This is a genomic window from Photobacterium indicum (assembly GCF_003026215.1).
GTDB lineage: Bacteria > Pseudomonadota > Gammaproteobacteria > Enterobacterales > Vibrionaceae > Photobacterium > Photobacterium indicum.
Genome location: NZ_PYOC01000002.1, coordinates 147,787 through 171,238 on the forward strand (window position 1 = coordinate 147,787; position 23,452 = coordinate 171,238).

Consider the following 23,452-nt stretch of genomic DNA (forward strand, 5'->3'; position numbering starts at 1 on the left):
AGCAATAAAATTGCCATTGTCGGTTTAGCGAATCAATATCCTGATGCGGATACGCCAAAGGATTTCTGGCAAAACCTACTCGCTAAAAAAGATTCTCGCACCACCTTGAGCCCTGAAAAATTAGGGGCTAACCCTGATGCCTATCAAGGTGTACAAGGTGAGTCAGATCGCTTTTATTGTGATAAAGGCGGCTACATTCAAAATTTCTCTTTTGATAGCAACGGATACCGTTTGCCAGTAGAGACATTTGAAGGTTTAGATGAAAGCTTTCTTTGGGCATTAGATACCAGCCGCAAAGCACTGGCTGATGCTGGCATTTCATTAGATAGCGCGGTACTTGAACGTACGGGTGTTATTATGGGTGCCCTATCGTTCCCGACTAAGCGTTCAAATGACTTATTCCTACCGATTTATCACTCTGCGGTAGAGAAAGCATTACAAACCAAACTGGGAAATGAACACTTTTCATTAACCCCATCAAACGCAAATATTACTAGCCTTAATCCTGCAAACGGTTCTGCGGCACACAATGCCTCTAAGCTCGTTGCCGATGCACTGGGTTTGGGTAGCGCACAGCTTAGCCTAGATGCGGCATGTGCAAGTTCAGTCTATTCACTGAAATTAGCCTGTGATTACCTAAGTACAGGTAAAGCAGACATGATGTTAGCAGGCGCAGTATCTGGCGCTGACCCATTCTTCATCAATATGGGTTTCTCTATCTTCCACGCTTACCCTGACCATGGTGTATCGGTTCCATTCGATACCAATAGTAAAGGGCTTTTTGCAGGCGAAGGCGCTGGTGTTTTAGTACTAAAACGCCTAGAAGATGCAGAGCGTGATGGCGATAATATTTATGCCGTTGTTAGTGGTATTGGTTTATCTAATGATGGTCGTGGTCAGTTTGTACTGAGCCCGAACAGCAAAGGACAAGTCCAAGCATTCGAACGTGCTTATGAAGCGACAAATTTATCACCAGAAAGCATTGAAGTCATAGAGTGCCATGCAACAGGTACACCTTTGGGTGACAAAGTTGAGATGACCTCGATGGAACGTTTCTTTGCAGACAAATTAAACGGTTCTCAAGCTCCGCTTATTGGTTCTGCAAAATCGAATTTAGGCCACCTGTTAACGGCTGCCGGTATGCCAGGGATCATGAAAATGATCTTTGCAATGAAAGAAGGTGTACTACCACCAAGCATTAACCTTTCAACGCCATTGTCATCACCTGAAGGTTTATTCGGTTCGCATACGTTACCAACTCAAGTTCAAGCTTGGCCAGACAAAGCAGGCAATACTGAACGATGTGCTGGTGTATCAGTCTTTGGTTTTGGTGGCTGTAATGCCCACCTATTACTTGAAGCACATTCAGCTAACTCTGCAAGAAATAGCCCTGCAACAAATAGTCCTGCAAAGTCAGCTGTTTCAGCACCATTGAAAGTAACAGGCCTAGCGTCACATTTCGGTTCGTTAAAAACCATTAATGCGCTACATAACGCCATTACAACAAATACTGATGCTTTTATTGCTTTGCCAAAGAAACGTTGGAAAGGCTTAGATCAACATCCTGAGCTATTAAGCCAGTTCGGATTAGATGCCGTTCCACATGGCGCATACATTGATCAGTTTGAATTAGATTTCTTACGCTTTAAAGTGCCACCGAATGAAGATGATCGCCTAATTTCACAACAACTTCTGTTGATGAAAGTTGCCGATGAAGCCATTCGTGATGCAAAACTTGAGGCGGGTCAAAAAGTCGCGGTACTGGTAGCAATGGAAACGGAACTCGAAATGCATCAGTTCCGTGGCCGTGTAAATTTACATACCCAACTTGCTGACAGCCTACAGAACATGGGCGTTGAGCTTACAGGTAGCGAATACCAAGCGCTTGAAACCATTGCGATGGATAGTGTTCTGGATGCAGCAAAGCTAAACCAGTACACCAGTTTCATTGGGAACATAATGGCGTCGCGTATTGCCTCATTGTGGGACTTTAATGGTCCAGCCTTCACTATTTCAGCAGCGGAACAATCTGTTGCGCGTTGTATTGATGTTGCACAAAACCTCATGTCGCAAGAGTCATTAGATGCAGTGGTTATTGCCGCTGTTGATTTAAGTGGCAGTGCTGAACAAATCATCCTTAAAAACAGCGTAACGCCTGTTGCATTACATGCGCAAGACAGTGGCTGGAATGTGGGTGAAGGTGCGGGTGCTATCGTTCTTGTCGATACTGACAATACGCAGACTCAAAACAGCTACGGTGAAATCGCTGCGCTTGATTTTGGCTCTGCCGCTCAGAGCAATATCATTAGCGATCGTCTGTTAACTACTGCGGGAATTACAGCAAAAAACGTCAACCTACTGGAGCTAAACCAAGCACCAGAAAGCATTGATGTCGTGCAGTTTCCACTGCCATCAGCAGTGCAAACTCAGGCTAACCAACGCTTAGGGCATTGCTATGCTGCATCTGGTATGGCGAGTATTCTTCATGGCTTGTTAAGCCTGAATACAATACCTAAACAAACTACAATATCCGACCTCAATACTGCGGTATCTAAAGCGGCAATCGTGGCTAACGTCAGCGAAAACCAATGCTCTCAGCTGCTGTTAACCCAAACCAGTTCTGAAACTCAGTCATTAACCGCTCGTCTAAATAGCGAACTGGCTAACGACTCAAAACGTCAATTAATTAAGCAAGTTACCCTTGGTGGACGCGATATTTATCAACATATCGTGACAACCGAACTTTCTGACATTCAACAAATTCAGCAGAAAGTCGCGAATACGAAGCCGAAGATTCAGAAGCCTCGCATTCAAGCTATTGCAAAACCCGTAGCTCAACCACAGAGCATCGAACAGCCAGCAGCAGCTCCATCAGTATCCCCGATTCTGACAACACCACGTCAGACGCCGATTACAGGTATTCAAAGCAATATGACCAATGTCCTATCCGCTAAAAACAAGCATGATTTAACTGCATTCCAAAGCTCTGCGTTTGTTGAAAACCAACAACTCGCGCAACAAGTGCATCAAGCTTTCCTTCAAAACCGTGAACAAGGTTTGAAGATGGCTGACGCTTTATTAAAAGCACAATTGAACGAAGTAACGGCTCAAATAAATGCCGCTACAGGTCAGGTATTTGACCACCAGCTAGCACCATCTCCAGTACAAACAGAAGCTTCAACAGCAGTACCTGTGAATGTGGCTGCTACACCAGCGGTTATGAACCCTATTCGCAAACCTTGTATCTGGGATTACGAAGATTTAGTGGAATACGCTGAAGGCGATATCGCTAATGTGTTTGGTCCTGACTATGCAGTGATCGATAACTATTCTCGCCGTGTAAGACTACCAACCACCGATTACCTGTTGGTATCTCGAGTAACAAAGCTTGATGCAACCATGCTTGAGTACAAGCCAAGCACAATGACGACAGAATACGATATTCCTGTTGATGCACCGTATTTGGTTGATGGTCAAATCCCTTGGGCTGTTGCAGTAGAATCAGGTCAGTGTGACTTGATGCTAATAAGCTACTTAGGTATCGATTTTGAAAACAAAGGCGAGCGTGTATACCGTCTATTAGATTGTACGCTGACCTTCCTTGGTGACTTGCCTCGTGGTGGTGATACACTTCGTTACGATATCTCGATTAATAACTTTGCCCGTAATGGCGATACTTTGCTGTTCTTCTTCTCTTACGAATGTTTCGTAGGCGACAAGATGATCCTGAAAATGGATAACGGCTGTGCAGGTTTCTTCACTGATGAAGAGCTGGCAGACGGTAAAGGTGTTATTCGCACTGAAGACGAAATCAAATCAAGAAACCTCGCAGTTAAACAGCGTTTCAACCCGCTTCTGCATTGCCAGAAAACGCAATTTGATTACCAAACACTGCATAACTTGCTAAACGCCAATATTGCAGGTTGTTTCGGTGAAAGCCATATTTCAGACCGTCATCAACCATCGCTATGCTTCAGCTCTGATAAGTTCATGATGATTGAACAAGTTAGCCATGTTGACCCACAAGGTGGTACATGGGGACTGGGCCTAATCGAAGGTCACAAGCAGCTTGAAGCTGACCACTGGTACTTCCCTTGTCATTTCAAAGATGATTCCGTTATGGCGGGTTCATTAATGGCAGAAGGTTGTGGTCAATTACTACAGTTCTTCATGATGTACTTAGGCATGCACACGCAAGTGGAAAATGGTCGTTTCCAACCGCTTGAGAATGCACCTCAACAAGTACGTTGTCGTGGTCAGGTACTTCCTCAATCAGCAGTGTTAACTTACCGCATGGAAGTGACCGAGATTGGTTTAAGCCCTCGCCCGTATGCAAAAGCAAACATCGATATCTTGCTTGATGGCAAAGTTGTGGTTGATTTCCAAAACTTGGGTGTGATGATCAAAGAAGAGTCAGAATGTACTCGCTACATCGGCTCATCAGACTACACGCCGGAAAGTACCCCGACTCAGGTAGAAATCATTGCTCCAGTCGAAGCTAAGATCAGCCAACAAGCATCAGCGAATGCGCCGTTAATGGCACAAGTACCAGATTTTGATACAGCGTCAAACAAAGGTGTTATTCCTCTTCAACACGTTGAAGCACCTATCGTTCCTGATTACCAAAACCGTACACCAGACACAGTACCGTTCACGCCGTACCATATGTTTGAATTCGCAACGGGTGATATTGAAAAATGTTTCGGTCCTGATTTCTCTATCTATCGCGGCATGATCCCACCACGTACTCCTTGTGGCGATCTGCAGCTAACGACTCGTGTTATCGAAGTTAACGGTACACGTGGCGATTTTAAAACGCCGTCATCATGTATTGCTGAATATGAAGTGCCAGAAAACGCATGGTACTTTGATGAAAACAGCCACAGCAGCTTGATGCCATATTCGGTACTAATGGAAATTTCATTACAACCTAATGGCTTCATCTCTGGTTACATGGGCACAACGTTAGGCTTCCCAGGCTTAGAGCTGTTCTTCCGTAACCTTGATGGTAGCGGCAAGATGCTGCGCAATGTCGACCTGCGTGGTAAAACTATCGTCAACGATTCGCGTCTGTTATCAACGGTAATGATGGGTACCAACATCGTTCAAAGCTTCAGCTTCGAACTGAGTACCGACGGTGTTCCTTTCTATGAAGGCACGGCAGTGTTTGGTTACTTCAAAGGTGCAGCACTGAAAGATCAGCTTGGTCTGGATAACGGTAAAGTCACCTACCCATGGCATGTTGATAATAACCGTACGCCTGACGTAAGTATTAACTTGCTTGATAAAGAAAGCCGTTACTTCAACGCGCCACTTTCAGCAACAGGTGAAGCACAACCGCACTACCAGTTAGCTGGCGGCCGTTTAAACTTCATCGATAAAGTAGATATTACCAGTGATGGCGGTAAAGCAGGCTTAGGTTACTTATATGCCGAGCGTACTATCGACCCGAGTGACTGGTTCTTCCAATTCCACTTCCACCAAGATCCTGTAATGCCAGGCTCACTAGGTGTAGAAGCCATTATTGAACTGATGCAAACTTATGCCCTAAACAAAGATTTAGGCGCAGGTTTCCGTTCGCCGAAGTTTGGTCAAATTCAATCTGAAGTAAAATGGAAATACCGTGGTCAAATTAACCCACTAAACAAGCAAATGTCATTAGATGTACACATCACCGCGATTAAAGATGAAGACGGTAAACGTATCATCGTGGGTGATGCCAACTTAAGTAAAGACGGTCTGCGTATTTACGAAGTGAAAGACATTGCAATCTGTATTGAAGAAGCCTGAAGTAAGGGTAAATAGAATATGACAACGCAAACAATGAATAATGAAAAGCTGTCGCCATGGCCGTGGCAGGTTGAAGAAAATGCAACTCACTTTGATAATGCAGCAATGGCTAAAATTTTAAAAGATTTGAGCCTAGGTTGTTACGTAGTGAATCACCCTGAAAAAGGGGTTGGCATTAGCCAGCAGGCTGAAATCACATCTGGAGATAGTGCAAGTGCAAGCCATGTACACCCAGTAAGTGCTTTCGCACCAGCATTAGGCACCCAAAGTTTAGGCGACAATGATTTCCGTCGTGTACACGGTGTTAAATATGCTTACTACGCAGGTGCAATGGCTAACGGTATCTCTTCTGAAGAGTTAGTGATTGCATTAGGTCAGGCGGGCATTTTATGTTCGTTTGGTGCCGCAGGTCTGATTCCTTCTCGTGTAGAACAGGCAATCAACCGTATTCAAGCAGCACTGCCTAATGGCCCTTACGCGTTTAACTTGATCCACAGCCCAAGTGAACCCGCACTAGAGCGTGGTAGCGTTGAGCTGTTTTTAAAACACAAAGTACGTACCGTTGAAGCGTCTGCATTCTTAGGTCTAACGCCGCAAATCGTTCAATACCGTGCAGCAGGCTTAAGCCGTGATGCACAAGGCGAGATCGTTATCGCAAACAAGGTGATTGCGAAAGTAAGCCGTACTGAAGTGGCGATTAAGTTCATGGAACCTGCACCTGCTAAGATGCTTCAAGGCTTAGTTGATGAAGGACGTATCACTGCTGAACAAATGGAATTAGCCCAGCTAGTACCAATGGCTGATGATATTACAGCAGAAGCTGATTCTGGTGGCCATACAGATAACCGCCCTCTTGTTACGCTATTGCCTACTATTTTAGCGTTAAAAGAAACCATTCAAGCTAAGCACCAATTCAAAACACCACTACGTGTAGGTTCTGGTGGCGGTATCGGTACTCCTGATGCTGCACTCGCAGCCTTCAATATGGGCGCTGCTTACATTGTGACAGGGTCAATCAACCAAGCTTGTATTGAAGCGGGAGCAAGTGAACATACTCGTAAACTGCTTGCGACTACCGAGATGGCTGATGTTGCAATGGCTCCTGCGGCTGACATGTTCGAAATGGGTGTAAAGCTACAAGTTGTGAAGCGCGGTACATTGTTCCCAATGCGCGCTAACAAGCTGTACGAAATCTACACACGTTACGATTCAATTGAAGCGATTCCAGCAGACGAACGCCACAAGCTTGAAGCTCAGGTTTTCCGTTCAACGCTAGATGCCATTTGGGAAGGAACCGTTGCTCACTTTAACGAGCGCGATCCTAAGCAAATTGAACGTGCGCAAGGCAACCCTAAGCGTAAAATGGCACTGATTTTCCGCTGGTATCTTGGTCTTTCAAGCCGTTGGTCAAACACTGGCGAAGCAGGCCGTGAGATGGATTACCAAATTTGGGCTGGTCCTGCTCTGGGGGCATTCAATGCATGGGCAAAAGGCAGTTACTTAGATAACTACCAAGACCGTCGTGCTGTTGATTTAACCAAGCATCTAATGCATGGTGCTGCTTACCTTGCACGCGTTAACCTACTTGCAGCTCAAGGTATTCGATTACCTGCAGAGCTTGCACGTTGGAAGCCTGTTGAGAAAATGATTTAAAGCTAAATACTAGAAACGCTTATGAGCCCCTGTTGTTATGACTGGGGCTTTTTTATTTTTACGTTATTCCTGCCTCAACGGCTATGAACTCCATACCAAGCGGCTTCAGGCTAAGACCTCTGGTTTTACAAATATAACGGTTAGTTACACCCTTTCAACCTCTCTCAACCATTTTATTAGTTCTGTTTACTACAGTCAGCAGACAATAGTTTGATCACAATGTCAGGCAGGATCACAAAACGATCATAATTACTCTAAACCATATATGGACAAAACCTTGTTAGAGTTGCGACTCCAACAAGGTTGATTTACATTAGGGAAAGTATCTTGAAAACTTAAACTTTTGTTCAATCCCTTATATGCTTAGCCAGCGTTTTAGCCCTTCGGCAACTCCATTTATACTGTGTTGAGCAAACGAAAATAAATAAAGGTGTCAACGAATTTAATCAATATTACTGAGGCGGCAGTAATATCAGCTTCCCTACGAATTTTTTAGCCATGAAATCCTGTTGTGCGCTTTTAATTTCTTTCAATGAATATTGCTTAGCGACTAAGGGGTGAAGCTCACTACGTTCAATATATCGGATCAGGTTCTCGAACACTGATCTAGGTTGGTAAGTACAGCCCAAAAAACTTAAATCCTTTAGATATAGTGTTCTGACATCCAGTTCCACTATTGGCCCCGCAATTGCTCCTGCAACAGTATAGCTGCCTCCTTTTCGTAGTAGGTCGGGGAGTTCTGGCCATTGCTTCCCTGCAACGAGATCAATTACAACATCCACTGAGTCTTGCCCCAAGAAATCAAGTAGGTTTCGTCCACGTGGAATCACTTTATCTGCCCCGAGCGCAATAAGTTGCTCCATTTTATTTTCACTACAGATAGCAATGACCTCAGCATGACGTCGTTTGACCAATTGTACCGCAGCTGACCCAACACCACCGGATGCACCTGTAATGAGAACTGTATCATTGGGTTTAACGTTGGCCCGATCGATCATATTTTCAGCCGTTGAGTACGCGCATGGAAACGAAGCTAATTCAGCATCGTTCAACGAGCTTCGAATCGGAAACGCTTCCGTTGCCAGTACCTTGGTATACTGGGCAAAGCCCCCATCACACTCAGAGCCATAAGTAATACAACTGTACTCAGCCTCTGTCATTACCGATTGTTGCAAAGTTCGCACCAGCACCCGTTCTCCAATTCGGTCAGAGCTGACTTGTTCTCCGACTGCTACTATTTCACCGCAACAATCAGCACCTTGTATCCGGGGAAACTTAACTGGAATACCAGACCAACTGGCATCATTGTCATTAATAGTCTGAAAGCCATCGAAAGCACCTGCATTGGTTTGCTCTATTACGCATTTTGAATACCACCCGATACGGGTGTTAATATCGGTATTGTTCACCGCACTAGCTCCAACCTTGATAAGTACCTCACCTTTTTCTGGAGTTGGTACTGGCAAGTCAGTGCGATACTCCAGTTTTTCTAAACCTCCGTGACCAGTCAATATAACGCCAGACATTTTCTTAGGTAGCTTGTTCATTGTAATACCACTCTCTTCGATCTCATTGAACGACAAAAACTTGTTTACATATTGCTATTCCAACCCTTTCTTCACGTATCAGCGCTTGAAAGCCGGAACAGCTCAACTACCTATAACTATAAAAAAAACGTATACTTCAACCAAACGAATAATAGTGAACCTTCGATTCAGAATTTATGAACTGAATCGTAAGTGTCTAATTTATAAAGCAGAAGAGATAGCTGAGATGGATAAAAGGTTGAAAATAGGTCTATTGCTCGATCTTGAGTTATTACGTACCTTTGTCATGGTCGCTAAGACCGGAGAATTAAAGAAAGCAGCTGAAGCCATTTTCCGCTCTCAAGCAGCCGTTAGTATGCAGATGAAGAGACTAGAGGAATTAGTTGGCTGCACGCTGATGGAACGCAGCAACCGGGGGATACAATTAACCGGTGCCGGAGAAACCTTACTCGGCTACAGCGAACAGTTTCTGAAACTCAATAACGCAACCTTTTCGGCATTAAATGAGCGAGACCTGTCCGGTCAGTTCAATTTTGGCGTTCCGACGGACTATGCCCAAGATTTTTTAAATTACTTTATGCCAGTATTGACCCGTGAGATTCCAAACCTTGAAGCGAGAATAGTCTGTGACCGTAGTCGAAACTTACGAGAGAAGCTGGAAGCTGGCGAATTGGATATTGCTATTGTTGCAGGGGAAGCAGACTACACAGATGATCTATTGCTCTGGAGTGAGCGATTGATATGGTCAGCCTCTACCCATATCAATTTGAAAGAACTGAAAGAAGTACCTGTCGCCATTTATGATGATAACTGCATCGTTAGCGATTTATGTATCAGTGGATTGAAAAAAGCCAATATCTCATATCGGCAGGTATTTAGCAGTTCAATACTCGAAAATGTCGCCACCGCCGTTCATTCCGGTTTCGCCATATCACTGTTACCAGAATCAATGTTTAATGCTTGCAAAATCCAAGAGGTATCTTCAAGTATTTTAAAAAGTAATTTAGTGCTCAATATGAATATGATTAATTCACCAATGATAGACGAACCAATACTAACTAAAATAGCAGAATGCTTGCGGCTAGCCAGCACCAGCCAACGGTTAGGAAAGACATCTGTTTAGGGAAATTTCGAGCAAAATTCTCTTGCACGCTTTTTCTGAAAGCGGACAAAAAAACACCACGAACCTGAACCGAAAAATTTTGCGCAACGCTCACAAATGGGAGTTATAAGCGATGTTGACTCTCAGGAACACGACCCATTACCACATTACTTCAGATATGGAAAATCGACATGAACAGGATGTAAATGAGTAATAGTTCTAGCAAATAATGGGGTAAAGATGAGTCACAAGAGATGTTTGTGTGAAAAGGCCACGGACGTGACCTTTTTGCTTGTTTATACAGAAAAAACCAGCTTGGTAGCCATTCACGGGCGTTATGGTAAATCAGGCTAAAACTACTGAGTAATAGCGGTCGCTGCGATTGCTTTGATTGGCACGAAACTCATTACTTAAGTATTATCCCAAAAGGATTCCCTCTTACACCTTTACCGTTAATATTTCCCGCCAACCCTATACTATTAATAACCATAAAGAAAAAAGCGCAATTACATGAATTCCCCGCCGGCAGAGCTTTAGAATCATAAACTTCAGGCATAAATCGTTTTAAGTCATTAGATGTAATACTAGAGCCTGAAAACTCGGTAAAGGTAGAAAACATATCTGGTATAGAAAGGTATATTGTCGACTTAGACCTTGTATAACCAACTTTATAGACTAATACTTGTTGCACTTTCGACGAGCCACCACCAGGATAATAAAATATAACACCATCAGATAATGCATCTTTTATTAAAGCTTGAAAATGTTGATATTCCATCCCAACCGCCTAAATTCCTAACTTTGTATTAAACAACGCCAAGTGTCGACCAAATCAGTAAAGTGATATTCTAATTTTAGGTCAGATTCTTGCGACAAGCGGCTTCAACAGGCCTATTTAAGTTATGAATAACTTTATATTTGGCTTCTACCTCATTTGTGGCATTACTACATAGGCTGATGAGTTCATCATTGAATGATTTTTCATTTTCAACGCGTCTCTTAATTTCCATTAGAAATGAGCGCTCAGTTGATTGAGCGATATCTAGAATCAATAAATCACGATTACACATGATACTCATTACTTTTAATACCAACATTCCCACTAACGATGTTACAGAACTTATCATCACCATTTTAGGATTATGGTAGAAATACACAGAAATTAATATTCCACCAACGAGCATTACTCTTGCTATATTGCTCACAATATTTATAACATTCATATGTGTAGCCCAATAATTTAAAATTTGGTTCGTTCGAAAACTAAACTTCAAGCTAGTAATTTGTAAGTAAACACTGTCCTTCATATAACCAGCATAATCAAAGAAAGTACCAAGGAACAATTGCCATCTTAATTGCTTATAAGTGGAATCAATTCAATCCCCGAGTAAAGGAGCAATATGCTCTTTTGGATTGAATATACCAAACATTTATAACCTCAGTACTTCAACGTAGTCATGGTTTCAAATAACCATTTCACAGAGCCCAAATGTTCGTTCGAGCAGCTGGAGAAGGTATAATGCTCGATTGCGAGCAATGGTTCTGTGATGCTGTTCAAAAAAACACCCCATCAACAAACAGTTTCCTTCCGCCACTATTCTAATGGCGATCCGCTGGTATGTGGCCTACAAGGTCAGATGGTCTTCTCCCTTGCTATGCCCATTACGTATTTACAGCGTGACTGCTGCAATCACAGATTTTTCATCTGTATTAATTAGTCAGATAAGTTACATATAATTGCATTTGATTGACCAACCAAATCACTTACAAACAGAGCATTCACCCCGCAAATACTTACTTGGTTAGTTGATAATCAGATCTTCAGCGCAATTATTAATCTTTTTTTTGTTTTTATTCACGCTTATAAATTAACTGAGCTATATGTAGCATGTTGCCTATCTGGTACAGATATTCACAAAAAATGAATAAACATCATTAGGTTATAAGCAATAAAAATGCTCATAAAAAAAGGAAAGAGCGGATGAACAGAAAAAATAAAATTAGCGTTGCTGGTATTACGTTATCAGTGATAACCATTGCCCTCGGTGTAAGTGCATCAGCAAACGCTAATGAATTGGCTAGTTTTAGTAAACCGAATATCCCAGTTAAATATATTGTTAAGTTTAAAGAGCAGCAGGACAATACTCGTTCACTAAGAAGTGCAAGCACAGCATTCTCAGGGGAACGTGTTGCTCAAGAAACGCTTCTTGACCGCTTAAGTGCTAAACAGGTTGAGAAGTTTGGCAGTGCTTCTGCTTACAGTGCTTTACTCGATACGAAAGCAATTAACCAATTGCAAAGCAACCCTGAGGTTGAGTACGTTGAAGTCGATCAACCTCGCTATCTACTCTCCCAAAGCCTTCCATGGGGACAAACCTTTGTTGGGGCTACGCAGCTCAGTGACAGTAATGCAGGCAACCGTACCGTTTGTATTATCGATTCTGGTTACGATTTAGCCCACAACGATTTGAGCGGCAACCAAGTTGATGGAACCAACGATAGTGGTACAGGTAATTGGTCTTCACCAGGTAATCACAACGCACACGGTACACATGTTGCCGGTACCATCGCAGCAATATCTAACACAGAAGGTGTAGTAGGAGTTTTACCCAATCAGAATGCTAACTTACATATCGTTAAGGTATTCAATGAATCAGGTTGGGGCTACTCTTCAAGCTTAGTGAAAGCGATTGATACTTGTGTTGCAAACGGCGCTAACGTGATCAATATGAGCTTAGGTGGTGATAACTCAAGCCGAACAGAAGAAAATACACTAAAAGATCACTACAACAATGGAGTGCTACTAATTGCTGCTGCAGGTAATGATGGTAATACCGCACACAGCTACCCTGCTTCATATGATTCAGTAGTATCGGTAGCTGCTATTGATAACCAAAAACATCATGCTGATTTTTCACAGGCAACTAATCAAGTAGAGATCTCTGCACCTGGCGAAGCGATCTTATCTACCGTTACATTAGGTGAAGGTCGCCTTGCGGATATTTCACTGGCTGGTCAACGTTATTTTGATCGTGGCGTGGTTCCGCATAACCGTCTAGTTAATATTAACGGCAGCTATGAATCGTCACCAGTTCCAGGTTCAAAAACGGGTGAACTTGCCCATTGTGACACCTCTTCAGGTAGTTTTAACTGTGGTGATATGACCGGGAAAATCTGTCTTACTGAGCGTATAGGTAATCAAGACTCATCCGGTGTCTATCCTGAAGTTGATGCTGTAAAAGCTTGCTACAACGCGGGGGCATCTGCGGCAATTGTATACAGTAATGCTGAACTTGCTGGTCTACAAAATCCGTTCCTCGTTGATACTAATGACAGTTACAATCTAGTGTCTGTATCTGTCGATCGAGATCTTGGTCTTGAGCTAACAAATGCTGTTGGCCAAACGATTACTGTCGATAGTTCGGTTAACGAAGATTACGAATACTACAACGGCACATCAATGGCAACACCACACGTAACAGGTGTTGCAGCACTAGTATGGAGTTATCACCCTCAATGTTCAGCTAAACAAGTCCGAGATGCGCTAAATGCCACAGCGGAAGATATTGATGTTGTAGGTCGAGATAATCGTACTGGTAATGGTCTTATCAACACTGTCGCAGCTAAAGAATATTTAGATGCAGGATGTAATGGCCCAGACGGTAGCGGAGGTGGTTCTAAGGCAAGTAGCTTTGAAAATGCACAAGTAACAGCTATTCCAGACAATAACCTTTCAGGTATCACAAGCGACATTAATGTCACCCGTCAAGGTGACGCAGGTGTGGTAACGGTTGATCTTAACATCACTCATACCTATATCGGTGATCTAAACGTGGCGTTAATATCACCAACAGGTCAAAGCGTTGTTTTACATAATAATAGCGGACGTTCAAGCAATGATATCATTAAATTATTTGAAGCTGATTTTACTGGTGTCGAATCTGAAGGCACTTGGCAATTGAAAGTGTACGATGATTCTCGCCGTGATACTGGTACTCTAAACAACTGGCGTATCAACTTTAAATAAGGTTGACCTATGCAAATGAAACTACGTTCACAGGCTTTATTGAGTGTTGGGCTAGCTGTTGGATTTACTGCTCTTTTTAGTATTCCTGCACATGCTAATAACCCAAACATGCTTTTTCCAGCCTCTGATCAACAGTCAGAGCAAGGTCAGGAAAATATGCAGATAAGCTACTATCTGAAATATAAGCCTGATATGCAGGAAAAAACTGAATCTTTAGTGAATAAGCTTGGTGGAACAATCACTGACGCTATGCCAGAACGACGTATTTTGATCGTCACGCTTGATAAAGCGGCTTTTGAAGAAATCGACTCTGATCGTATAGATTATCGCGGCATCATCGACTATGTGGAACCCAATCCAGAGCGACAATTATTTGAAAAGAAAAACGGCTTATCTTTGTAAGATACACAATAAACACAAGGTAACCGTATCTACTCTAATCCAGGAATATAAAGGGAGAAGATAAGGTTTTGTCGCAAATAGTAAATTTGGACGTTTTTTCATTTTTTAACAATCTGTTTTCAATCGATTTTAAATTTGGATTTTGGCTAAAAAACTCTATTTGCGACAGAACCGCCGTCGGGTGCTTTTTTAGATTAAATACTCACTGCAACTGCTTTTACTTACCCTGGATGTGTATTCCATCCCCCCCCCTCTAATATGGATAACAGGTGAGCACATGAACCATTTGCTGGATATCACGACATCAACTCTGGCCTCGAGTTGTCGGTTCTGGCACGGAACCTTGGCCAGCAAAACCACCGCTCAGCCTAAGCAAATGCTGATCTTGTTTGATCAAGAAGGCAACCCGGAGTGTCGGCTTGTGCGCGAAGTACTAACCGAGCTGAACTTGGATGTTATCGTCGCTCCCTGTCCCGCCGGCGGGCTAAATATCACTAAATTTAAATCGGTATTCAATGGTGTTAGCCCCCCAATGCTGGTTGATCTCAATAGCCCAAGCGTAACCAAAGGGGCTATTGAGATTGTCCGTTACCTGTTTAAACAGTACAAAGAAATGCAAGCACCAAGAGAATTTGCCAGCATACTAAAAAGCAGTCTGACATCCAAATTGGCAACAGGAGTTCGTTTTGGGGCCGGCATTAAAGCGCGGCCATCTCAACAACCAGATCTGCCGTTGATCTTATACAGTTTTGAGTCCAGTCCTTTTTCCCGTCCTGTCCGTGAGCGACTATGCGAACTTGAGCTGACTTATATCCTGATCAACCTTGGGAAACAGCAATTTTCAGATATGGGGCTGGCCAATATCCACTGGACCCTTAAGACTTACAGGCCATTGCCAAATACCAAGCGGGATGAATTTTTCAGGCGACACGGCAATGTACAGGTGCCCTATCTGATTGATCCGAATACCAGCATAGAAATGTTTGAGTCAAAAGATATCCTGCGTTATTTACAGCAGACTTATGCGGTGTGAAATGCATTTTGTGGGTTATTTGAGCGCTTCAACAAAACCCTTAATAGGCGTTATCAATTTATGAAATTGCTATAGATATGCTGATTTTTGCATTTCTATAGGTAACGAGTATATAACTTATAATATCAAGCATGGGCTAATATGTAAGGTGAAAATAATGACTTACCTAATACTGGCAGATTTGCTGGTGCTAGTGCATTTGCTATTTATCATTTTTGTACTTTTGGGCGGGCTATTGCTTATGTTACGCGGCTCTCTTATTTTTGTGCATCTCCCTGCCGTCATCTGGGCAACGCTGATTAGTTTTAAGGGTTGGATTTGTCCATTGACTCCGTTGGAAAATCACTTGAGGCGAGTTGCTGGTTCGGCTGATTATGAGCAAGGATTTGTCGAGCATTATCTGATTCCTATCATTTATCCGAATAATTTAACTCCTAATATTCAGGTCATGCTTGGCATCTTTGCTTTACTAATTAACCTCAGTATTTATTGTTTTGTCTATTATAAGCGTATGGCTAAGCACGGCGGGAAACGGGTATGAAAAGTACCTTAACGACAATACTGCTAATCTATATTATATTCTGTCTGCTACTGTTCGTTTTGCAACGTAAATTTATATATTTTCCGCAACCATCAGCTGCGGTAAGAGGAATAACTGAAATCAGCTTTACTACCGACGGTGTACAGTTGAGTGGCTGGGTGGTTAATGAGGGCCAGCCGAAAGCATTAATCTATTATGGTGGCAATGCAGAACGTATTGAAAATAACATCGCATTTTTTGAAGCTGTATTGTCGAATTATAGCGTATATTTAATTCCGTATCGGGGTTATGGCAACAGTACTGGTACGCCTAGCGAAGCATATCTCTATCACGATGCCTTGTATATTTTTGATCGGGTAAAGGTAAACCATGAACAGATCTCTTTGATGGGTAGAAGCCTTGGCTCAGGTGTTGCCACCTATGTGGCGGTTTTAACCGGCAGGTGGAAAAACTGCTACTGGTCACTCCCTTTGATAGCATCGTAAATGTCGCCAAGAATATCTACTGGATGTTTCCGGTCTCCCTGCTTCTTCAGGATAAGTTCCAGTCAATAAACAGGGCGAAAAACATTACTGCACAAACTTATATCTTTATTGCGGAAAACGATCGGGTAATCCCGCGGGCAAGAAGCGAGCGGTTAAAAGATCAATTCACAGAGCAACTGATCGACTCGGTTCTAGTCAGCGGAGCCGATCATAACGATATTTCACTGTATCCTGAATATATTGCTGGGGTGAAGCGAGCGTTGCAATCATACTAAATCCGATAACTTTCTATTCATTCATTTCCCACTTATCAATTAATTGCTTATTAATTGTCACCATAATCATAGCGTGACGGACGCTATGGGGCGGGATGGTTCATTACATTAGCCCCCTTGAATCGTCTCTTCAATGTTGAGGCGATTTACTAGTAATCATTGGGCCATCACTGGGGTAGAGCTGTCTTACCTGGTTAGTTGCCCCCCCCCACATAACCCCCTCAGCAAAACTGTTGGTGAAAACTAACCTTCAGCTCACGAGCGTTCGAACACTACGGTTTTGTCGTTAAATAGAAATATGCGTTTCTCGACGTGATATTGAATGGCTCGGGCCAATGTCAGGGATTCGACATCCATCCCTTTTCTAGCCAAATCAGCGGGATAATAGGTATGGTTTACGGTTCCCATTCCCTGAGTAATAATCGGTCCTTCATCCAGATGGTCGCTGACATAATGGGCTGTAGCCCCCACCAACTTGACCCCCTTGTTATAGGCCTGATGATAAGGCTTAGCCCCTTTGAAGCCAGGTAACAGCGAGTGGTGGATGTTGATGGCCTTCCTCGCCCAGCGAACGCACATTTCATGAGAAAGCACCTGCATATAGCGGGCAAGCACCAGCAGCTCACAGCCAGTTTCATCTAAAACGGCTTGTACCTGAGCTTCCTGCTGCGGCTTAGTATCTGCATTGATCGGAAAGTGGTAATAAGGAATATCGTGCCACTGGGCCAGTGACTGTAGATCAGGGTGATTGGAAATCACAGCTCGAATATCGACCGGAAGATTGCCGGTTCGGAAGCGGTATAACAGATCGTTCAGACAGTGCTCGTATTTAGACACCATGATCACCACTTTAGGTCGGTAATCTGACGGCGTCAGCTCCCACTCCATATCAAACGCTTCGGCCCGCTCGGCAAAGGTGGCGCAAAACGCAGATTGATCAAGCGGGGCATTATCTTCCATGCGAAATACCGTGCGAATAAAAAAACGCTGGTTCAGTGCATCGTCAAAGGAATTCAGTTCAGTAATGTAGCAGCCAAATTTCCGTAGGAAGCGAGTTACAACATCCACAGTACCCGAGCGTCCGGGGCAACTCGCAGTCAGTATATAAGTCAAACTTTGTTGGTTCATATCCTCATCCTATTCAGTACAAGTCCAGCAGCATTGCTCAAGTGCCATTTATAGAAATTTGACTCTGGCTAATCTTAAATCTGCTTCTTCATTACCGTTTTCTTTTTGCTGTAGGCGCACCAAGATATAATTCAGCTCTTTGGCTAACCAGATATAGGTTTCGCGTTTGCTGTTTTTTCTGACTTTTTTCAGCTTAATGGTATTTACTTTGCCATAAGGCAGCTTCAATAACTCCTCTCCCACCACTTCAAAATCAAGCTGACGCAAGTTACCCTTAATCACCGCTGGATAAGTAAAGGTTAATTTATCCCGCATTACATCGAGCCTTAATTGTACCTGGTAAGAAAGAGGATCAAATAAAACCTCTTTGACCTGAATCACTTTCTTCTTATTGTCATAGTTCACCCAAGCTTGCCTGGCGGAAAAATTAACCAGCATTTGATGGTCGCGGCCTGTTCCTTTCCGAGTAAAATAATAAGAGACTGGCTGCAACTGCCCGTCATGATATGTAAACTCAGTCGCCTCGTAACGTGTATCAGATATGAGCAGGAACCTGAGTTTGCTTTCGCTACTCATCCGGTACTTACCATTTGGCAAACGCTCTAACTTTCTGACGCCATTTCCCAAGTGAGCGCCTTGATAGTAAGCTTCATAGTTGGCATGAAAAAGCTGCAATTCCTCACTGGCCTGAGCCAGACATGCAAAAAGCCCCACAACAGTAGCAACCAGAATTTTGTTCATGTACAGCTCCTTTGATACATACCTTCGTGATATATATCAGCCACTTTCCGCGGCTATATGGAGAGATAGATGCCTTCAAGCATATTAGATCAGTATAATAAGAAACGTGCACATCAGGAGAAAAAATGCTGCTAAACGTGAATATCGGGTTGGTGCGGCTTTGTTGAAGCCCTCAGATAATGCTTAATTATTCCATTAACACTGAGTTCAGTTATCATGGTCAACCTATTTATACAGGTTGGCTATTTAATACCAATCTGGATAAGTAAATGGTCATAAATTTGCGCAAGAAAAATCAGTAAGAACAAGGCAGAAATTGAAGTAACTAGTGGTTCTAATTATAAAATTTCTAACGCTGTTATTATCGATTTTAATCAGCAAGAATGAACAGGTACTTATTTAGGTTGGTATAACAATTGAATTCAAGCAAAGGCAGCACAAAAAAGGGCTGGCGCTATGGCCAACCCTCATCATTGTTCTTTGTGTTATTAATTACTCATACTCAGACGCATAAGTCTCTTCATAAGTATGTGAGTAAAGCTCAAATAGGTTGCCAAATGGGTCTTCTAAGTACACCATCTTAGCTTGCTTGTTATTATCTTCTGGGTGGTAACGCATAATATCCATGCGTACTTTACCGCCAAAGTTTTTAGTACGCTCAATAACACCATGGAAGTCATCTGTTTGAAGGCAGAAGTGGAAAATACCGATTCGAGAAAAATCAACTTCGTGACGCTCTTGGCGCTCTTTCATTTCAAATAGCTCAATACCAATACCATCAGTAGTGACTAGATGTGCAATGTTAAAGCCTTTAAAACCTTCACCAAAAACTGCAACACACATTCTACCGATTGCTGTTTCGCGCTCTTCTTCAACCTTGGTATTGCCCATTACGACTTTAAGACCAAGAGCATTAGTATAAAACTCAACAGCTTTATCCATGTCACCCACCATAATACCGACATGATTCATTTTCATAATTTACTCCAAATTCAGATAATTGATTCATTATTCGTTTTGATGGAGTGAGTATATAATCCTCTTTTAATTCCTTGAAATTATCATTATTTATAAAAATGATAATGAAAACTTATTGCAATAGAGTAAATACAAACTCTATATACTCATAAAAACAAAGGGCTAGCACGATAGCTAGCCCCTTTTCACGTTATAAGTTAACCGTTATTAAGCAATAGGCTTAATTGGCTCACCATCAGCAACGTCTTCAACTGCCTTTGGTTTACCCTGAGATTTAAGTTTCTTCTCCCAGAAGTCCGCATTTTTAATACCTAACTTGACAGGGTCAAAGGTAAATTTAGTAACACCCGCTTTCTGTTGCGCTTCATAATCTTTAAGAGCCTTAAGCGCAGGTCTACCTAAGAAGAAGACAATCAGAATACCGACAATGTTCAACCATGCCATCAAACCTACACCCACATCGCCCAAAGCCCATGCTAAGTTCGCTGTTTTCACTGTGCCATAGAAAGTTGCCACAACAAGCACACCTTTTAAGATGAACATCAAACCAGGCACTTTGAACGTACGACGAATGTATGCAACATTGGTTTCAGCAATATAGTAGTAAGCAAGAATCGTAGTGAATGCGAAGAAGAACAACGCAAAGGCGATAAATGGCTTACCAATACCTGGCATTGCACTTTCAATTGCCATCTGTGTAAAGACTGGGCCATTCGCACCAATATTTGTCGCTAGATTCTGAACAAGGAATACACCTTCAGCACCACCGTGTACGTTATACGCACCAGTGATGATGATCATGAACGCCGTGGCTGAACAAACAAGTAATGTATCAATGTAGATAGAAAACGCTTGAACAAGACCCTGCTGGGCTGGGTGCTCAACATCTGCTGCAGCTGCTGCATGAGGACCAGTACCTTGACCCGCTTCGTTCGAGTAAACACCTCGCTTAACACCCCAACCAATCGCCGCACCAAAGCCAGCCATCGGTGTAAAGGCATCACCCACAATCATTGCAAAAACAGTTGGTACTTGACCGATGTTTAGAAGAATGATGATGAAAGCAACAACAATGTATGCCAATGCCATAAATGGCACAACAATCTGTGTGAAGTTAGCAATACGCTTAACGCCACCAAAGATGATGAAAGAAAGAATGATAGAAATTATTGTACCTGTCACAATCTTAGCAAAGCTGATTGTTCCGATAGCCGTTTCAATCATTTCGCCAGGACCAAATGCAGCTTCTACCGCATTACCGATACTGTTTGATTGAACGCCAGGAAGTAAAATACCACATGCAAAGATGGTTGCGATGGCAAAAACCCATGCGTACCATTTTTGTCCCATTGCTTTTTCAATGTAGTAAGCTGGGCCACCACGGAACTGACCGTCTTCATCTTCTTCTTTATAAATCTGTGCTAACGCTGATTCAGTGTATGCTGTTGCTGCACCAAGAAATGCCACAACCCACATCCAGAATACTGCACCAGGACCACCAAAACCGATAGCCGCTGCAACACCTGCTATGTTACCTGTACCTACACGCCCCGATAACGAAACTGCTAATGCTTGAAAAGAGGAAATACCTTGATCGGAACTTTTGCCAGAAAGAAGCAGTCTCCACATTTCGCGGAAGTGCCTTAACTGTACAAAGCGTGTTGCGATGGAATAGAACAAACCAGCACCCAAGCACAAATAAATGAGGATTGGGCTCCAAATAATACCGTTTAGAAAATCTACAAACTCCTGCATAAAACTCCCTGTTATATAGCTTGGTAAATAATGTTCAGCAGCATAATAAACAGATTGTAAGTGAATTGTTAAGTTTTTTATTTTGTAACACCATTCCGTGTGACAGCAAGCACAAAAAGATAACATTTACACAGAGAGCTCTACTCTATCCAATGGCTAAATATAATTATTTATTCACAGCAACACACTGATATGCAACAGGTATTCATATGCGCGTTCATCAAATTTAAATATAAACTGCCAATAACCCCCTTAATTCGCCGCATTTAAACGCACCAACTTAAAGCAAAAGCGCACCATACTAGTGCGAAATATTCACTTTTTATTCAAAGAAATCAATATATACAAACGATACACAAAATAGTAAACGGAACAAATGGTATGTTAAAAACATTTAACATAGTGGCAAGTTTCATGTCGCTGATTCAGCAGAAACAGGCTAATAACTGATTCTATAGGCCATATTTCCCCTAAAAAAACCACCGCCCAGTTGACTGAACGGTGGTTTTTTATTGAATAATTAAGAACCAATTATACGAGATTACACATCGTACGTGGTAGATGCTGTATCACCGCCCGTACCTGTCCAGTTCGTGTGAAAGAACTGACCACGAGGTTGGTCTAAGCGCTCATACGTATGCGCACCAAAGTAGTCTCGTTGTGCTTGAATCATATTGGCAGGTAGACGACCTGTTGTGTAACCATCAAGGAATGTTAATGCTGATGTCATTGTTGGCATAGGCAAACCCACTTCCATTGCTTTCGCAGCCACTTTACGCCATGCTGGTAAGCCATCGACCAAGATATCTTTAAAGTATGGGTCAGTACCCAAGAACTTAATATCAGGTGTGGCTTCGTATGCATCACGAATATTGCCCAAGAAAGCACTTCGTATAATACAACCGCCACGCCACATGAGTGCTACGTTACCGTAGTTCAGTGACCAATTATTTTCTTCTGAGGCTTCACGAATCAACATAAAACCTTGTGCATAAGAAATAATTTTTGAAGCAAGCAGCGCCTGACGCAGTGCATCAACCCACTCTTTCTTATCACCATCAACCGGTTGAATGGCTTTGCCAAATAACACTTCAGCTTCCACACGCTGATCTTTAATGGCTGACAGGCAACGTGCAAACACAGACTCAGTAATCAGCGTTAGCGGAATACCAAGGTCGAGTGCATTAATTCCCGTCCATTTACCAGTACCCTTTTGACCTGCCGTATCAAGAATTTTCTCTAGCAGCGGTTCGCCATCTTCATCACGGTAGCCTAATATATCGGCTGTAATTTCAACTAAGTAACTATTGAGTTCAGTGTCATTCCATTCTTTAAAGATTGCTTGCATCTCATCATAAGATAGCCCTAAGCCTTCTTTCATGAAATGATATGCTTCACTGATCAGCTGCATATCACCGTATTCGATGCCGTTGTGAACCATTTTAACAAAATGACCCGATCCATCTTTACCTACCCAATCACAACACGCTTCACCTTGATCGGTTTTTGCAGAGATTGCTTGAAAAATCGGCTTCACATGTGGCCAAGCTTCAGGAGAGCCGCCCGGCATAATCGAAGGCCCAAATCGTGCACCTTCTTCACCACCCGATACACCCGTACCGACGAAGTAAATACCTTTTGCTTCTAAATCAGCAACGCGACGGTTCGTGTCAGGGTAATTAGAATTACCACCATCAATAATGATGTCGCCCTTATCTAATAAAGGCACAAGGCTATCAATGAAATGATCAACCACATCACCAGCACGTACCATCAGCATCACTTTACGGGGGGCTTCTAAGCTTGCTACAAGGTCTTCTAAAGACGTTGCGCCAATAATGTTCGTGTCTTTCGCAGGGCCCGCTAGAAATTCATCCACTTTAGCAACGGTTCGATTAAACGCTACGACTTTAAAACCGTGATCGTTCATGTTTAAAATCAGATTCTGACCCATTACAGCCAAACCGATTACACCAATATCACCTTTCATCCTAC

General features: G+C 42.7%; 15 protein-coding genes and 1 pseudogene. 8 read left to right on the top strand and 8 right to left on the bottom strand.

The annotated features are described in order from the left end of the window. Window positions 1–3: 3 nt before the first annotated feature. Together C9J47_RS06555 and pfaD are read left to right on the top strand one after the other, a co-directional pair. A pseudogene (locus C9J47_RS06555) lies at window positions 4–5,790 on the top strand (beta-ketoacyl synthase N-terminal-like domain-containing protein); the annotation flags it as partial. A gap of 18 nt (window positions 5,791–5,808) precedes the next feature. After that, a complete protein-coding gene (gene pfaD, locus C9J47_RS06560) occupies window positions 5,809–7,443 on the top strand; it encodes an eicosapentaenoate synthase subunit PfaD (protein ID WP_107252806.1) in 1,635 nt (544 codons plus the stop codon). Between the two features lie 452 nt (window positions 7,444–7,895). On the opposite strand, the gene C9J47_RS06565 is transcribed toward pfaD, so the two are convergent. Beyond that, on the bottom strand, window positions 7,896–8,990 hold the full coding sequence (locus C9J47_RS06565; RefSeq protein WP_107252807.1) for an alcohol dehydrogenase family protein: 1,095 nt from the start codon (window positions 8,988–8,990) through the stop codon (window positions 7,896–7,898). Window positions 8,991–9,216: 226 nt separating this feature from the next. Here C9J47_RS06565 and C9J47_RS06570 point away from each other — a divergent pair, with 226 nt between their 5' ends. Then, window positions 9,217–10,113, top strand: coding sequence for a LysR family transcriptional regulator (locus C9J47_RS06570; protein WP_245903343.1), 897 nt, complete (start codon window positions 9,217–9,219; stop codon window positions 10,111–10,113). A 385-nt stretch (window positions 10,114–10,498) separates the two neighbouring features. Here the strand turns inward: C9J47_RS06570 and C9J47_RS06575 are convergent, their stop codons facing one another. Continuing rightward, on the bottom strand, window positions 10,499–10,870 hold the full coding sequence (locus tag C9J47_RS06575) for a hypothetical protein (protein ID WP_107252809.1): 372 nt from the start codon (window positions 10,868–10,870) through the stop codon (window positions 10,499–10,501). A gap of 76 nt (window positions 10,871–10,946) precedes the next feature. Then, window positions 10,947–11,315 (bottom strand): hypothetical protein, encoded by a 369-nt coding sequence (locus C9J47_RS27010; protein WP_170107463.1) that lies wholly within the window; start codon window positions 11,313–11,315, stop codon window positions 10,947–10,949. A gap of 758 nt (window positions 11,316–12,073) precedes the next feature. Between C9J47_RS27010 and C9J47_RS06580 the strand changes: the two genes are divergently transcribed. The 5 genes from C9J47_RS06580 to C9J47_RS27295 all read left to right on the top strand — a co-directional run bounded on the left by C9J47_RS06580 (window position 12,074) and on the right by C9J47_RS27295 (window position 16,580). Beyond that, window positions 12,074–14,119: a S8 family serine peptidase gene (locus C9J47_RS06580; protein WP_107252810.1), complete on the top strand. Its 2,046-nt coding sequence runs from the start codon at window positions 12,074–12,076 to the stop codon at window positions 14,117–14,119. 9 nt (window positions 14,120–14,128) lie between these two features. Continuing rightward, on the top strand, window positions 14,129–14,521 hold the full coding sequence (locus tag C9J47_RS06585; RefSeq protein ID WP_107252811.1) for a hypothetical protein: 393 nt from the start codon (window positions 14,129–14,131) through the stop codon (window positions 14,519–14,521). A gap of 277 nt (window positions 14,522–14,798) precedes the next feature. After that, on the top strand, window positions 14,799–15,554 hold the full coding sequence (locus tag C9J47_RS06590) for a glutathione S-transferase N-terminal domain-containing protein (RefSeq protein ID WP_107252812.1): 756 nt from the start codon (window positions 14,799–14,801) through the stop codon (window positions 15,552–15,554). 157 nt (window positions 15,555–15,711) lie between these two features. Next, window positions 15,712–16,095, top strand: a complete 384-nt coding sequence (locus C9J47_RS06595; RefSeq protein WP_107252813.1) for a DUF2784 domain-containing protein — start codon at window positions 15,712–15,714, stop codon at window positions 16,093–16,095. Further along, window positions 16,092–16,580 (top strand): alpha/beta hydrolase family protein, encoded by a 489-nt coding sequence (locus C9J47_RS27295; RefSeq protein WP_245903345.1) that lies wholly within the window; start codon window positions 16,092–16,094, stop codon window positions 16,578–16,580. The genes C9J47_RS06595 and C9J47_RS27295 overlap by 4 nt, the downstream gene beginning before the upstream one ends. Before the next feature lie 530 nt (window positions 16,581–17,110). On the opposite strand, the gene purU is transcribed toward C9J47_RS27295, so the two are convergent. The 5 genes from purU to gnd all read right to left on the bottom strand — a co-directional run bounded on the left by purU (window position 17,111) and on the right by gnd (window position 23,447). Next, the gene (gene purU / locus C9J47_RS06605) at window positions 17,111–17,983 is read right to left on the bottom strand and encodes a formyltetrahydrofolate deformylase (RefSeq protein ID WP_107252814.1); all 873 of its coding nucleotides are present in this window, start codon (window positions 17,981–17,983) and stop codon (window positions 17,111–17,113) included. 48 nt (window positions 17,984–18,031) lie between these two features. Beyond that, window positions 18,032–18,724 (bottom strand): DUF3108 domain-containing protein, encoded by a 693-nt coding sequence (locus C9J47_RS06610; RefSeq protein ID WP_107252815.1) that lies wholly within the window; start codon window positions 18,722–18,724, stop codon window positions 18,032–18,034. A gap of 492 nt (window positions 18,725–19,216) precedes the next feature. Then, window positions 19,217–19,702 (bottom strand): VOC family protein, encoded by a 486-nt coding sequence (locus C9J47_RS06615; protein ID WP_107252816.1) that lies wholly within the window; start codon window positions 19,700–19,702, stop codon window positions 19,217–19,219. Between the two features lie 207 nt (window positions 19,703–19,909). Beyond that, window positions 19,910–21,457, bottom strand: a complete 1,548-nt coding sequence (locus tag C9J47_RS06620; RefSeq protein ID WP_107252817.1) for an alanine/glycine:cation symporter family protein — start codon at window positions 21,455–21,457, stop codon at window positions 19,910–19,912. 541 nt (window positions 21,458–21,998) lie between these two features. Further along, the gene (gene gnd / locus C9J47_RS06625) at window positions 21,999–23,447 is read right to left on the bottom strand and encodes a decarboxylating NADP(+)-dependent phosphogluconate dehydrogenase (protein WP_107252818.1); all 1,449 of its coding nucleotides are present in this window, start codon (window positions 23,445–23,447) and stop codon (window positions 21,999–22,001) included. Window positions 23,448–23,452: the final 5 nt, after the last annotated feature.